Annotated in this window: 16 protein-coding genes; 6 read left to right on the plus strand and 10 right to left on the minus strand. The window is 64.5% G+C overall.

Features of this window, described 5'->3' with window-relative positions; all coding sequences use genetic code 11:
• Positions 1–8: 8 nt before the first annotated feature.
• The 5 genes from EDE08_RS07465 to EDE08_RS07485 form a co-directional block, all read right to left on the minus strand.
• Positions 9–1,187, minus strand: a complete 1,179-nt coding sequence (locus EDE08_RS07465; RefSeq protein WP_131868288.1) for an aminotransferase class V-fold PLP-dependent enzyme — start codon at positions 1,185–1,187, stop codon at positions 9–11.
• 78 nt (positions 1,188–1,265) lie between these two features.
• Positions 1,266–1,823, minus strand: a complete 558-nt coding sequence (locus EDE08_RS07470) for a CAP domain-containing protein (RefSeq protein ID WP_165935778.1) — start codon at positions 1,821–1,823, stop codon at positions 1,266–1,268.
• 94 nt (positions 1,824–1,917) lie between these two features.
• Positions 1,918–3,012: an AMP-binding enzyme gene (locus tag EDE08_RS07475; RefSeq protein WP_165935727.1), complete on the minus strand. Its 1,095-nt coding sequence runs from the start codon at positions 3,010–3,012 to the stop codon at positions 1,918–1,920.
• A gap of 7 nt (positions 3,013–3,019) precedes the next feature.
• On the minus strand, positions 3,020–4,447 hold the full coding sequence (trmFO, locus tag EDE08_RS07480) for a methylenetetrahydrofolate--tRNA-(uracil(54)-C(5))-methyltransferase (FADH(2)-oxidizing) TrmFO (RefSeq protein WP_131868290.1): 1,428 nt from the start codon (positions 4,445–4,447) through the stop codon (positions 3,020–3,022).
• A 125-nt stretch (positions 4,448–4,572) separates the two neighbouring features.
• Entirely contained in the window at positions 4,573–4,725 is a 153-nt protein-coding gene (locus tag EDE08_RS07485; protein ID WP_007590701.1) for a DUF1127 domain-containing protein, read from the minus strand.
• Positions 4,726–5,349: 624 nt separating this feature from the next.
• Here EDE08_RS07485 and EDE08_RS39585 point away from each other — a divergent pair.
• Entirely contained in the window at positions 5,350–5,613 is a 264-nt protein-coding gene (locus tag EDE08_RS39585) for a hypothetical protein (protein ID WP_131868340.1), read from the plus strand.
• Positions 5,614–5,692: 79 nt separating this feature from the next.
• On the opposite strand, the gene EDE08_RS07495 is transcribed toward EDE08_RS39585, so the two are convergent.
• Positions 5,693–6,517, minus strand: coding sequence for a lytic murein transglycosylase (locus EDE08_RS07495; RefSeq protein WP_131868291.1), 825 nt, complete (start codon positions 6,515–6,517; stop codon positions 5,693–5,695).
• Positions 6,518–6,652: 135 nt separating this feature from the next.
• Entirely contained in the window at positions 6,653–7,561 is a 909-nt protein-coding gene (locus EDE08_RS07500) for a DUF2189 domain-containing protein (protein ID WP_165935726.1), read from the minus strand.
• 342 nt (positions 7,562–7,903) lie between these two features.
• Between EDE08_RS07500 and EDE08_RS07505 the strand changes: the two genes are divergently transcribed.
• The gene (locus EDE08_RS07505; RefSeq protein WP_131868342.1) at positions 7,904–8,302 is read left to right on the plus strand and encodes a DUF3597 domain-containing protein; all 399 of its coding nucleotides are present in this window, start codon (positions 7,904–7,906) and stop codon (positions 8,300–8,302) included.
• Positions 8,303–8,354: 52 nt separating this feature from the next.
• Here the strand turns inward: EDE08_RS07505 and EDE08_RS07510 are convergent, their stop codons facing one another.
• Positions 8,355–8,630: a GNAT family N-acetyltransferase gene (locus EDE08_RS07510; protein ID WP_131868292.1), complete on the minus strand. Its 276-nt coding sequence runs from the start codon at positions 8,628–8,630 to the stop codon at positions 8,355–8,357.
• Between the two features lie 314 nt (positions 8,631–8,944).
• On the opposite strand from EDE08_RS07510, the gene EDE08_RS07515 reads away from it, so the two are divergent.
• Positions 8,945–9,340, plus strand: a complete 396-nt coding sequence (locus tag EDE08_RS07515; protein WP_131868293.1) for an SPW repeat protein — start codon at positions 8,945–8,947, stop codon at positions 9,338–9,340.
• A 49-nt stretch (positions 9,341–9,389) separates the two neighbouring features.
• Here the strand turns inward: EDE08_RS07515 and EDE08_RS07520 are convergent, their stop codons facing one another.
• Together EDE08_RS07520 and EDE08_RS07525 are read right to left on the minus strand one after the other, a co-directional pair.
• Positions 9,390–9,665, minus strand: a complete 276-nt coding sequence (locus tag EDE08_RS07520) for a GNAT family N-acetyltransferase (RefSeq protein ID WP_131868294.1) — start codon at positions 9,663–9,665, stop codon at positions 9,390–9,392.
• Positions 9,666–9,752: 87 nt separating this feature from the next.
• A complete protein-coding gene (locus EDE08_RS07525) occupies positions 9,753–10,112 on the minus strand; it encodes a hypothetical protein (protein WP_131868295.1) in 360 nt (119 codons plus the stop codon).
• A 93-nt stretch (positions 10,113–10,205) separates the two neighbouring features.
• On the opposite strand from EDE08_RS07525, the gene EDE08_RS07530 reads away from it, so the two are divergent.
• From EDE08_RS07530 to EDE08_RS07540, 3 genes are all read left to right on the plus strand, one after another.
• The gene (locus tag EDE08_RS07530; protein WP_131868296.1) at positions 10,206–10,703 is read left to right on the plus strand and encodes a hypothetical protein; all 498 of its coding nucleotides are present in this window, start codon (positions 10,206–10,208) and stop codon (positions 10,701–10,703) included.
• Positions 10,704–10,808: 105 nt separating this feature from the next.
• On the plus strand, positions 10,809–12,416 hold the full coding sequence (locus EDE08_RS07535; protein WP_131868297.1) for an acyl-CoA synthetase: 1,608 nt from the start codon (positions 10,809–10,811) through the stop codon (positions 12,414–12,416).
• A gap of 9 nt (positions 12,417–12,425) precedes the next feature.
• Entirely contained in the window at positions 12,426–13,286 is an 861-nt protein-coding gene (locus EDE08_RS07540; RefSeq protein ID WP_131868298.1) for a PCC domain-containing protein, read from the plus strand.
• Positions 13,287–13,422 lie beyond the last annotated feature (136 nt).

Genomic DNA, 13,422 nt, shown 5'->3' on the forward strand with positions numbered 1-13,422 from the left:
CGATGCCGCTATCGCGACCGCAGACTTGCGAGGTGACCGATCAGCCGATCGATCTCGGCTTCCGTGTTGTAGTAATGCGGGGAGACCCGCACGAGCGGCGGCAGCGAGCGGAGTTCGGCATCGATGCGGGTGCTCGACGGATCTGACGCGCCGATCGTGATGCCGGCGGCCGCGGCACTCCTCACAATGGCGTCCGCCTCATGCCCGTCCATCGTGAAGCTGACGATGGCGCCCGGCGCTCGGCCGAGGTCGCGAATGGTGAGGCCGCGAACGGACGCAGGGCCGCCCCGAAGGCGGTCCGCCAGCATACGGCAACGCTGCTCGATGTGACCCATGCCGATATCGAGCGCATAGTCGATGGCAGCGCCGAGCCCGAGCCGGGCCGCATAATTATTCTCCCAGGTCTCGAAACGGCGCGCATCGTCGCGGAGCCGATATTCATTGCGAGAGACCCAGGGCGCTGCAAAATGGTCGATCATCGGCGGATCAAGCCGCTGCAGCAGTGCGCGGCGGACGTAGAGAAGGCCGGTGCCGCGCGGGCCGCGCAGGAATTTGCGGCCCGTGGCCGACAGCATGTCGCAGCCGATGGCTTCGACGTCGACCGCCATCTGCCCGACCGCCTGGCAGGCGTCGAGCAGATAGGGAATGCCATGCGCCCGCGCGATCCTGCCGATTGCCTCTGCCGGATTGACCAGCCCGCCATTGGTCGGAACCCAGGTGATGGCGATCAGCTTCACGCGTCGGTCGATCATGCGCTCCAGCGCGTGCACGTCGAGCTCGCCGCTGGCATCGCTCGGCACGACATCGATCGTCGCGCCGGTTCGCTTCGCGACCTGAAGAAAGGCGACATAATTGGCAGCGTATTCGGCCTCGGCCGTCAGGATGCGGTCGCCCTTGCGGAAGGGAAGCGCGTAGAACGCCATCTGCCAGGCAACCGTCGCGTTCTCCACCAGGGCGATCTCGTCAGGTGCGGCATTGAGCAGGCGCGCCACCGAGCCATACACCGCGTCGATCCGATCGGACTCACGGTCGGCGGCGGCATAGCCGCCAATTTCGCTTTCCAGGTCGATATGTTCCTTCACCGCCGCGACGACCGGTGCCGGCATCAGAGCCGCACCCGCATTGTGCAGGTATGCGAGCCGGGAGGCGGCAGGCGTGTCGGCCCGTATCCGGTCGAGGTCGATCACTTACGCCTCCGCTTCTCGCCATCTTCATGCATGAATTAGACGCGTCGAGGACTGCGAGCAAGACGGCGCAGTCTTGGCTCAGATGCAGAGGCTGAGCAGCTTGATGGTGCAGGTGCTGGATTTGGGTTTGGTTGCGGGCGCCGCCTCGCGCTTCACGGCAACCAGCGGCTCCTTGTCCTTCTTGCCCTTACCCTTGCCCTTCGGCTCGTAATCGCCGGCGATCACCATGGCCCAATAGGTGCGCTTGCCGCTGGCATTCTTGGCGCTGGCGATGCCGACGCGGGAGGCGTTGTGCAGCAGCAGGTTCTTGCGGTGCCCGGACGAGTCGATCCACTGTCCCAGCGTCTTCTCGAAATTGTCGTAGCCGTAGGCGATGTTCTCGGCGGCGCGGCCCGCGCCTGCCGGCGCGACGCGGCGGTTGAAGGGCCCGAGCGCATCATGACTGAGGTCGTCCTTCGCCGCCATCGCGCGGGCCTGATCCATGGCGATGCGGTCGAGGGTGACATCGCGAACGACGCGGACCTCACCATGCTTGAGACGGAAGCTCGAGATCAGTTCGGCCGGCGAGTCAGCCATCGCGGGCGCGCCTGCCAGCAGCAGAAAGCCGGCGATCATCCCGCCAATCACACGATGCATCATCGTCCCCCGAGTGCCCATGATCTTTGCCAGTCCTTCGCCATCCAAGCGTTTCTCCATCGCCAATGTGGACGCTTCAAGGCACGCCGCAATACTAACCCGCCGGCAGCTTCGCCTCGAAATTGAAGCGGTCGCGCAGGTTCTTGCGCTGCTCCAGGATGTCCTTCAGGAAGGCCCGGTCCTGCTCGTTCTTCATCATCGGCTCGATCAGGTCGAGCTGGTTCATGGCGACCAGTTGCAGGACCTCGGTGCGCGGCGCGCCGCTCGCGTTGCGCGGCAAGGCGTGCACGATCTGGATGTGCTCGGGCGGCTTCGGTCCCTTGGCGGCGGCAAGCTCGCTGCGGAGCTGGCCTTCGAGCGCGGCCTGATCGGCTTCGACGAAGGCATAGAGCCCGACGCCGGAGCGGCGGTCGGCAAAGGCGACGATGGCGGTGTCGCGCACGGCCGGATTCCGGCGGATCAGCTCGGCGAGCACCGGCGCGTCGTTGACGAGCCGGCGGCCGCCGCCCTCGCGGTCGGTGAAGTTGAACAGGCCGCGGGTGATGGCGCGATAGACCTTCTTGCCGGTGGCGAGCCACAGGCGCGCGGCGAACGACTTCTTCGCCAGGATCTTCCGCTCCCGCGGCGTCAGCGCCTCCGGCGCGTAGGAGCGCTTGTGCTTCAGCAGATGCCGCAGATCTTCATAGGCCAGGATGCGATAGAGCCGGCCCCGACGGTCGAAGCAGGCGGCGAGCTGAAAATCGGTCACGTAGGCGCGGCCGTCGCGGCCGACCAGCCAGTTCTGCTCCTTGGCGAGATCGTTGTGGCAGATGCCGGCGCGGCGCAGCCGGCGCAGCGCGCCTTTGGCCGAGCGGAAATAGGCGAGATCGCCATGCGGTTTTGCCAGATGCAGCGCGACGCCGTCGACGAAGCCGCGCACAAGCGCGCGTCGTCCGGCCCAGAGCAGCTCGGGACCGACATCGAGACCTTTGGCTCGCACCAGCGCATGCTTCTCGCGGGCGAACAGATGGCGTGCCAGCGGAAACGACCACCATGGCACCTCGTCGAGCCGGCGCAGCACCGCGTCGGTCTCGCCGCTCTCGGCGCGGAAGCGGCCGCGCTCGACGGTCGAGAACACGTCGCGCTTGAGCAGCACGCCTTCGGTCCAGCGCGCCGACAGCTCTGCGGCGTCGTCTTTGGGGAGGCTCATCGAAGACTCATGCGGCGGCGGCAATACGAAGGTGATCGGCGATCCAGCGATCGAGATCGGCGAGCGCCCGTGCGCTCAGCGCCCGCTTCTTGGCCACCGTCTTCTCGTTGCCGCGCAATCGCGTGCCATCGGGCTTCTTCGTCGGGACCGTCGTGAGCGGCGGGAACAGGCCGAAATTGACGTTCATCGGCTGGAACGATCGCGTGCCCGGCTCGATGGTCTCGATATGCCCGCCGGTGATGTGGCCGAGCAGCGATCCGAGCGCGGTCGTGCCAGGCGGGCTGACAAGCGTCTCGCCGCGTGCCTGCGCTGCCGCATAGAGACCGGCGATCAAGCCGACGCTGGCGGATTCCACATAGCCCTCGCAGCCCGTCATCTGGCCGGCAAAGCGCAGCCGCGGCTGTGTGCGCAGCCGCAACTGGGTGTCGAGCAGCTTCGGCGAATTCAGGAAGGTGTTGCGATGCAGGCCGCCGAGGCGGGCGAACTCGGCCTTCTCCAGACCGGGAATGGTGCGGAAGATGCGCTGCTGCTCGCCGTACTTCAATTTCGTCTGGAAGCCGACGATGTTGTAGAGCGTGCCGAGCTTGTTGTCCTGACGGAGCTGCACGATCGCGTAAGCCTTCGTGGCGGGATCGTGCGGATTGGTGAGGCCGACGGGCTTCATGGGACCATGGCGCAGCGTCTCGGGGCCGCGCTCCGCCATCACCTCGATCGGCAGGCAGCCGTCGAAATAGGGCGTGTTGGTCTCCCATTCCTTGAATTCGGTCTTCTCGCCGGTCATCAGCGCGGCGACGAAGCTGTCATACTGCTCCTTTGTCATCGGGCAGTTGATGTAGTCGGCGCCATTGCCGCCGGGGCCGACCTTGTCGTAGCGCGACTGGAACCAGGCCACCGACATGTCGATGGATTCGCGGTGCACGATCGGCGCGATGGCGTCGAAGAAGGCGAGGGCGTTCTCGTCGGTGAGCTCGCGGATGGCGTCGGCCAGCGGCGCGGAAGTGAGGGGGCCGGTGGCAACGATGACGTTGCTCCAGTCGGCTGGCGGCAGGCCTGCGACCTCGCCACGGGTGACCTCGATCAGGGGATGGTCTTTCAGCGCCTTGGTGACGGCTGCCGAGAAGCCGTCGCGGTCGACCGCGAGTGCGCCGCCGGCGGGCACTTGGTTGGCATCGGCCGCACGCATGACCAATGAGTCGAGCCGGCGCATCTCCGCGTGCAGGAGGCCGACGGCGTTGTTGGCGGCGTCGTCCGAGCGGAACGAATTGGAGCAGACGAGCTCAGCAAGCCCATCAGTGCGGTGCGCCTCGGTCATGCGGGTCGGCCGCATCTCGTGCAGCACCACCGGCACGCCGGATTTCGCCACCTGCCAGGCAGCCTCAGAACCGGCGAGGCCGGCGCCGATCACGTGGACGATGTTGGATTGGGGTCCTGTCATGGGGCGGACAGGTAGCGCTTTTCGGCGGAGAGTGGAATCGCCGAGATCGACTTTTCCTGCAACCAGAGACGACAACGCCCGCACGAGGCGGGCGCTATCGGGTCGTCCGGTTGGGGCTGAAATTATCAGCCCTGATACTGACCGGCGGCAACGCGCGGGATGTCCGAGCGATCGAGGCCGATATCGGCCAGTTCGCGATCGCTGAGCTGGGACAGCTCGGCAACATTGCGCTGATAGTCCCGGAAGGCCTGGATCATGCGGATGAGCGAGAGCAGCATTGGTAGTCTCCTGTAGTTCGATTCAGCTCTTGCCCGAGCCTCATCGTTGAAGTGAATATAGATGGGAGTAGTGCAGTGCGAAAGTTCCTATGTTGCGATGCAGCTAAGCGCGGGGTGCATAGCGTCTGTAACGGACGATTAACCTGAGGGCGCTTCCGCCCAAGCAACGGGCAGAGTCTCGGCCTATGAGCAATAAATGTCCGTGAATTCACGGACTTATGGCGGCAGCGTGAGCTGGATGCGCCAGGGGAAATATGTTGCGTTTCTTCACCCGCCAAGGACCCGGACTAGCTACTGAACCCAAGTCACACATGCGCGATTCGCATGTGTTAGGAACAGAAAATATGAATATATATTCATTCATATCTGCTGTTGGATCCGCCTGGATGGCTAGTCGCTTCCGACCGGTAAGCGCCCCTGCGCGCGGACTGCACGCTTTACGTGCAGTCTTCATTACAGGGCATGAAGAACAGAATTTCTGCATGCCGCCCCTGCGTCATGCGCGGCATCACGCAATTCTCGCGAAGAATTTATTGCGACAAGTTGACGCGCCTAGATGAAAGTCGTGCCGCAGAATCCGGCAATGTCGCTGGTCTGTGCAAGGACAAGAAGGAAGGTAACGTCATGTCGAAGTTACTCGGGGTTATCGCAATTGCTACCGTTGCGTTCGCCGTTGCGCCGGCTGAGGCCGCCAAGCACGCCGCGGGCGGCTGCAGCGGGACGAATCTGGAGAAGACGGAGACCGCGATCGAGAACATGGCCGACGGCGACAGCAAGTTCGTCGCGCAGAAGGAAATCGCGGCGGCGCAGGACGCGCTGCTCAACGGCAAGATGGGTGTGTGCGGTGCGCATCTGAACAAGGCGATGCAGGCCAGCATGGCCAAATAGAACCAAATAAAACTGAGAAGTCAGGGCAAAGAGAGGGCCGATCGCCGCGCGATCGGCCCTTACTCGCTTGTCCGAGGGGCTAAGGGGCGCGCGCCAGCTGGGTGGCGAAATAAGCGATGGTCTTGGAATAGACCTCGCTCTTGTTCCATTGCTGAAGCACCGCAAAATTCGGACTGCCCGGCTGCCAATCCTTGCCTCGTTGCCAGCCATAGCCGGCGAGATAGTTGGCGGTGGAGGCGAGCACGTCGGGCGCGTTGTGCAGGAGATCGCGCTTGCCATTGCCGTCGAAATCGACGGCATATTTCATCCAGGATGACGGCATGAACTGGGTCTGGCCGAGCTCACCGGCCCAAGCGCCCTTCATGTCGGCCGGGGCGAGATCGCCGCGCTGGACGATACGCAGCGCATCCATCAGCTCGGCGCGAAACTGCTCGGAGCGGCGGCAGTCATAGGCAAGCGTTGCCAGCGAGCGGATCGTTGCGAACTTGCCGGTGTTGACGCCGAAATCAGTCTCCAAACCCCAGATCGCAACCAGGATTTCGCCGGGCACCCCATAGGTCTGCTCGATGCGCGACAGCACCGAGCCGTATTGCTTCATCCTGTTGGAGCCACGCTCCAGGCGCGGCGGCACCATGCGGCCGGAGAACTCCTCGAAGCTCTGGCTGAAGACTTTTTGCGAGCGATCGCGGTTGAGCACGCCCTGATCGAGCGTCACGCCGGCAAGCCCGGCGGTGATGGCCTGCTGCGAGATGCCTTTCGCCGCAGCGTCGGTTTTGAAATCCGCAAGCCAGGCGTCGAAATTGCCCGAGCCGCAGGCAACAGCAGCGAGCGCTGGCTGGCCTGACAGAATTGAAGCGGAGAGGGCGAAGGCTGCGAGAGCAAGACGAGAAATCGTCTGGGTCATTCGAGTAAATGAATTCCGTGAAGCGATCTGACCGGTCGGCGCAATCTCGGTCGGAACCGCGGCCAAAGCAAGGCGCACAACAGGGCGCGATCCTGCCCGAGCCAGGGCAAGGCAGGATCGCATGTCACGATATCGTCAGGCGTCGGTCCGATTGCGCCAGGGGAAGAGGTTGGCCGGGAAGTCGGCGGCCGGCTTGCGCGGACGATGCGGCGGGGGCGGCACCGGGCGCGCCCCGGGCTCCGAGACGATCACCTTGCGGTAGAGGTGCCACGTGGCATGGCCGAGCAGTGGGATCACCACGGCAAGGCCGAGGAAGGCCGGTATCGTGCCGAGCGCGAGCAGCACCGCCACAATGAAGCCCCACGCCGCCATCGGCACGGGATTTCTTGCGACGACGCGCAGCGACGTCACCATCGACTCGAATGCACCGGCATGACGATCGAGCATCAAGGGGAACGACACGACGCTGATGCAGAGCGCGGCGAGCGCGAACAGGAAGCCGGTGCCGCAGCCAACCGCGATCAGCCACCAGCCTTGCTGAGTCGTCAGCACGCGCGTCACGAAGTCCGAGAGGCCGGTCACGCCCTCGTAGCCGAACGCTGCGATGTAGATCGCCTGCGCGGTCGCGACCCAGGTGACGAGCAGGGCGAGCAGCAACGTGCCGAGGCCCAGCATCGCACCGAACGAGGGCGAGCGCAGCACCTCCATGGCATCCCAGGCACTGGCCGGTTCATAGCGCTCGCGCCGGCTGGAGAGCTCGTAAAGTCCGAGCGCCGCGAAGGGCCCGATCAGGGCGAAACCGGCAGCCAGTGGAAACAACAGCGGCAGCACCGAATAGCCCATCACCACGCGGGCGAGCACGAGGCCGAGCACCGGGTAGATCACGCACAGGATGATGGCGTGGCTCGGAACGGCCTTGAAGTCTTCCCACCCGCGCCTGAGTGCGTCCCGCAGATCGGACAGTCGGATGGTTCGGATCACCGGTCCAGCCGCATCCGCGGGCTGGGCCATCGTGGGGACATTGCCCTGGTAGAGTGTGGCCATGGTCGCTAGCTCCCTTGCCAGGCAGCCAAGACCGGCGCCGGCAAACGGCGCAAGCGGCCGCCATTCTCTGAAATCTCGCGATCCCGACCACACGCGAATTCCGGCTGGCATCGCGAGCTGAACGCCAACCATACTCCCAAGTCCAAGTCCTGTCCCTCATGCTTGGGTGAAATTCGATGCCGCGCCGCAACCGCAACCACAACGACGTCATTCTGTCGTCATTTCGCCGCAGATAAGCTGATGCTGCTGTTAGCCCGCGGAACTTTGCGGGCGCAGCGCGGCAACTTCGTCTATAAGTGCCACTCAAGGCCCTTCCAACGGATTCCTTTTCGGGGAGCAGACATGAGCATTTTCGGGAAAATCATGAGCGCGATCTTCGGCAGCCAGCCGGCCTCCGCCGCGCCCGCCGGTGGCACAGCTTCGCCCGGCGCGCCCGCAAGCGCGCCAGGCGCTTCGTCGCCGGCCGCAGCGCCCATGGCTGCCGTCGACGTGGCGGCGATCGTCGACAAGGCGGCGGCCGCGCACAAGGGCGAGAAGCTGGAATGGCGCACCTCGATCGTCGACCTCATGAAGGCGCTCGACATCGATTCCAGCCTCGCTGCACGCAAGGATCTTGCCAAGGAACTCGGCTACAGCGGCGACATGAACGACTCGGCCAGCATGAACGTCTGGCTGCACAAGCAGGTGATGTCCAAGCTCGCCGCCAACGGCGGCAAGCTGCCGCCGGAAATCAAGCACTGACCCGCGCCGGGTCGTTCCGTAGGGGCCCGCGATCTCGCGGGCCCTTTTGCTTTCAGGCGACCAGATCCGCATCCTCCGGATGCCTGTCGAGATAGTCGACGACGAAGCTGCAGCCGGCGATCACCTTCCTGCCGTCGCGCCGGATCAGGTCCAGGGCGCCCTTGACCAGCTCGGAGCCAATGCCGCGGCCGCGCAGCGCGCGCGGCGTCTCGGTATGGGTGATGATGACGGCCGACGGCGTCAGCCGGTAGTTGGCGAAGGCGACGTCGTTGCCGACATCGAGCTCGAAGCGGCTCCTGTCCTTGTTGTCGCGTACCGGTGCCGCCATGAAGGATCCTTCCGAAATGCAGATTGCCTCCTGATCTAGGAGGCTAATTCCGCCCTTGCCAAGGTGAGACCAAGGCAGATTGGCGCAGAGGAGATATCCGCAAATGCGCCGCTGTAACGCGGTGCAGTATGGAAATCGCGCTCTGCGAGCGGCGCGGCGACGGCAAATAATCCTCGATACAGCTCTTGCACGCCGAAGTTCTGTTCCCACGTCCTGGAAAGGACATACGCCCGAATGCGGCCGGCAGGTCGCCAGACATTCGGAGTGTCGTGATCGCCAGCCGCAGACGTATGCCTCTTTTGCAGGAGGGTACGATGTCGGACTCTGGTTTCTTGAAGACTCATCGAACATGGGAAGACTGGTGCGGGATGCTGCTCGGCGCGGCGATCGTGGCCTCGCCGTGGTTTCCCGTCCAGGATCCGGCGATCGCCGGGCACCAGACGGCCATCCTCAACACCGTCGCGATCGGTCTGATCGTGTTTGGTCTCAGCCAGCTCGAATACGTCGCCTTGCAGCGGTGGCAAGAGGTGACCACGATCCTGGTCGGGCTGTGGCTCATCGCCTCGCCTTACCTGATCGGCTATTCCGCCGAAGGCTTCCTCCGCATCTATCACACGACCCTCGGTGCGGTGGTGGTGCTGCTCGGCATACTCCAGCTGTGGCAGGACTGGGATCAGACTGACCAGGACCTGCTCAAGCATGGGCAATAGGCCGTAGATGCCGGCAGGCCCGCCGGCCATGGGCGGCGGGCCCGTGCACTCATCTTGTTACGAGATCTGCATAGTCCGGGTGCTTGTCGATCCACGCCTTCACGAACGGGCATTGTGGGATCAGCTTCAATCCGGCGGCGCGGACCTGGTCGAGTGCGCCTTTTACCAGCTTCGAGCCGATGCCCTTGCCACCAAGTTCCTTCGGCACGTCCGTGTGCTCGAACGTGATCACGTTGCCATCGAGCTTGTAATGCTCGGTCGCAAGATGGCCTTCCACCGTGAGCTCGTAGCGGTGTTGGGCCTTGTTGTTGATGACGTCGCTCATGTCGTGGCCCCTCCAGCTGCCCGCCTCGCGCACGAGGCCGTAACGCGGGGTCGGGTCGGCAGGTTTCCGATGTTGCGGTCGTTCGGTTCAATCGGTCGCTTTGGCCAGCCTGGCATCTTCGGGCTGTGGCGGCTGGCGAAGGCACCCCTGGCAGATGACCAGGGAGCGGTTGACCCTGGCGTCCTGCTCGGCCTCAATGCCGTCATGCGCCTGCCACCATTCCTTCGAATAGGGCTGAACGCCGGCTTGCGACCTGTTGCGCTCGGAGTGGGCAGCGGTGCGCGTTGGTTGTGAAGCAGCGCGCGGCCGGTTGGGATCCTCGCCGGCGCCATCCCAGGCATAACGCGCAGGCTTGAAGGCGGGATCGGAAGCCAGATGCGCCTGTGGCGCAACGGCACATCCGGCGAGCGCCAGCGTGAGCAGGAGGACGGCGGGCGCTTTGATCATGGAATGCACTCTGTACGCGGAGACGGATGAAGGGTGCGCCGATCATGTTTAAAATTCACTGAACAATTGCGATTGTGGCTGCGACCAACGCCAATGCGATATCTGATCCTCTTGCTCGTTCTGCTCGCGACCAGCGCGCGCGCCGACGACGCAAAGCCGTTCAATCCGGCCGACTATCCACCGGGCGTGCAGACGGCGCTGCGCTACGCCAATGAGGAATGCGACGCCCAGGAGGGCGGCGAGGTGACCTTCGCGCCAAACACCGTGCGCAAGATCGACCTCACCGGCGATGGCCGCGAGGACTACATCGTCGATTTCCAGGACACCAAATGCGGCGACCGCGAGACGACCTATTGCGGAACCGGCGGCTGCGTCATGAAGATCCTGGTGACGCTGCCGGACGGCAGCGTGCGCGAGGTGTTCGGCGGCCATGTCCTCCGCTACAGGATCATGGTGCCGCCGTCGAAGCGCGGCGCCTCTCGCACCGTCCGCTTCGATCTGCATGGCAGCTTCTGCGGCGGCTTCGGTCCGCAGACCTGCATCAAGCAGAAGGCAATCACGGCAACGCCGTTTGTGTTCAAGCAGCCGTAGAGCTGGTTCGCGGCCGCCGGCCTTGCAGGGGCGCTGGCGATGGCGATAAATGGGCGGCAATGAGCGGGCAGCTTGTGCGCCGCCCGTCGTCGAAGAGGAAGCCCGATGCAGCCCCTGCGCATGTCCCGCCGCGTCATGAATCTCGCCTACATGCTGACCCAGAATGCGCGGCGGCATGGATCGCGCCCCGGCTTCGTCTGGGGTGACAAGTCCTGGACCTGGCGCGAGATCGATGCGCAGGTCTCGGCGCTGGCGGCCGCGCTCGCCGCGCGCGGCATTGCCAGGGGTGATCGCATTCTCGTCCATTCCAAGAATGGCGATGAGATGTTCGTCTCGATGTTCGCCGCGTTCCGGCTCGGCGCGGTCTGGGTGCCCACCAATTTCCGCCTGATGCCGGACGAGGTCAGCTATCTCGCGCAGGCCTCCGGCGCCAAGGCGTTCCTGTGCCATGTCGATTTCCCCGAGCACGCTGCGGCGGTGAAGGGCGGCGCTCTCGAATTCACCTGGAGCGTCGACGGCAAGGCGCCATTCGCGGATATGTCGGTTGCCGAGGCCATGGCCTCGCGGGCAGGAACGGCAGTCGAGAACGTCGCCGTCGAACACGACGATCCCTGCTGGTTTTTCTTCACCTCCGGCACCACCGGCCGATCCAAGGCGGCGGTGCTGACCCACGGTCAGATGGGGTTCGTCGTCACCAATCATCTCGCCGATCTGACGCCAGGTGTGACGGAGCAGGATGCCTCGCTGGTGGTGGCACCGCTGTCGCACGGCGCCGGCGTGCATCAGCTGATGCAGACCGCGCGCGGCGCATGCACGGTGCTGCTGCCGACCGAAAAATTCGACATCAACGAGGCGTTCCGCCTGATCGAGGCGCATCGCGTCAGCAATCTCTTCACGGTGCCGACGATCCTCAAGATGATGGTCGAGCATCCCGCGGCCGACAAATACGATCATTCCTCGCTGCGTCAGGTGATCTATGCCGGCGCGCCAATGTATCGCGAGGACCAGAAGGCCGCGCTGAAGAAGCTCGGCAAGGTCATCGTGCAGTATTTCGGCCTTGGCGAGGTCACCGGCAACATCACCGTGCTGCCGGCCGCGCTGCACGATCCCGAGGACGGCCCGCACGCGAAGATCGGCACTTGCGGCTTCGAGCGCACCGGCATGCAGGTCTCGATCCAGGACGACGAGGGACGGGAGCTCAAAGCCAACCAGAGCGGCGAGATCTGCGTGATCGGGCCTGCCGTGTTCGCCGGCTATTACGACAACCCCGAAGCCAATGCGAAGGCGTTTCGTAACGGCTGGTTCCGTACCGGCGATCTCGGCCACATGGACGAGGAGGGATTCGTCTACATCACGGGACGTGCCTCCGACATGTACATCTCCGGCGGCTCCAACATCTATCCGCGCGAGATCGAGGAGAAGATCCTGACGCATCCCGCGGTCGGCGAGGTCGCCGTGCTCGGCGTGCCCGATGCGACCTGGGGCGAGGTCGGAATAGCTGTCTGCGTTGCGCGCGAAGGCGCGAAGCCGGTGAGCGAAGCGGAGATGGCGGCGTTCCTCTCGCCAAAAGTGCCGCGCTACAAGATGCCGAAGCGGTTCTTCTTCTGGGAGGCCTTGCCGAAATCCGGCTACGGCAAGGTGCCGAAGCGGATGGTGCGTGACGAACTCGAGGCGCGCGGGCTGCTCGATCTCGACAAGACCAAGGCGGGCTGAGCGCAGGTGATGCGGAGTATCAAGCAGCCGGGCCCGCCCGCCGCCGAACGCATTCAATGGGTGGAGGCGAGGGGGCGTGCTTTCACGTTCACGCTTCAGGCGGGTGTGCCGCTGCTGGAGGCTGCGCGGCGCGGCTTTGCCGCGGAGGGCTTTGCCGGCGGCGTACTGAATTTCGGCCGCGGTGCGCTCGAACCGTTCGCCTATGTCATGCCGGCGCTGTCGAAGACCGGCGAGAACGCGGCGTTCTACAGCGAGACATATCGGCCCGAAGGCGTGACGCGCACGAAGCTTGGCAGCATGACGCTGGGCGTGCGGGACGGTGCGCCGTTCTTTCATTGCCATGGGCTCTGGACCGAGGCCGACGGCAAGGCAGGCGGTGGCCACATGCTGCCGGACGAGACCGTCGTGGCCGAGCCCTTCGAGGTCGAGGCGTTCGGCATCGACGGCGCGATGTTCACCGCCGAACCCGATCCGGAGACCAATTTCAAGCTGTTCGGACCGGCGGCGGCCGCGCGCACCGGCGCGCGCACGACGAGCGGCGCCTTCGCGCTGCGGCTGCGGCCCAACCAAGATTTTGCTTTCTGTCTCGAAGAGTTCTGTCGCGTGCACGGCATTGGCAGCGCGAAAATTCACGGCGGCGTCGGCTCGACCATCGGCGCGCGTTTCACCCATGGCGGCGTCACCGAGCCGTTTGCCACCGAGCTGGCGATCACGGCTGGGACGATCGCCCCCGGTTCGACCGGCGCGCCGGAAGCGGTGCTCGACGTCGCGCTGATCGACTACACCGGAGGCATTGCGGAGGGCCGCCTGGTCCGTGGCGACAATCCCGTGCTGATGACCATGGAGCTGGTGCTCGAGGTGCAAGACTAGTATCGATCGGGCGATCGTCAGCGAGCGCGTAGTTTGGCAATGGCTAGAGCAGATTCCGATCAAGTTGAACTGTATCCTGCTGCCGTGAAGTAGTTGGCGCATTCGGCAGGGGTGAATGCTCTGTAGGCGTCGGCAA

It is taken from the genome of Bradyrhizobium sp. R2.2-H (assembly GCF_004346455.1).
Lineage (GTDB): Bacteria > Pseudomonadota > Alphaproteobacteria > Rhizobiales > Xanthobacteraceae > Bradyrhizobium > Bradyrhizobium diversitatis.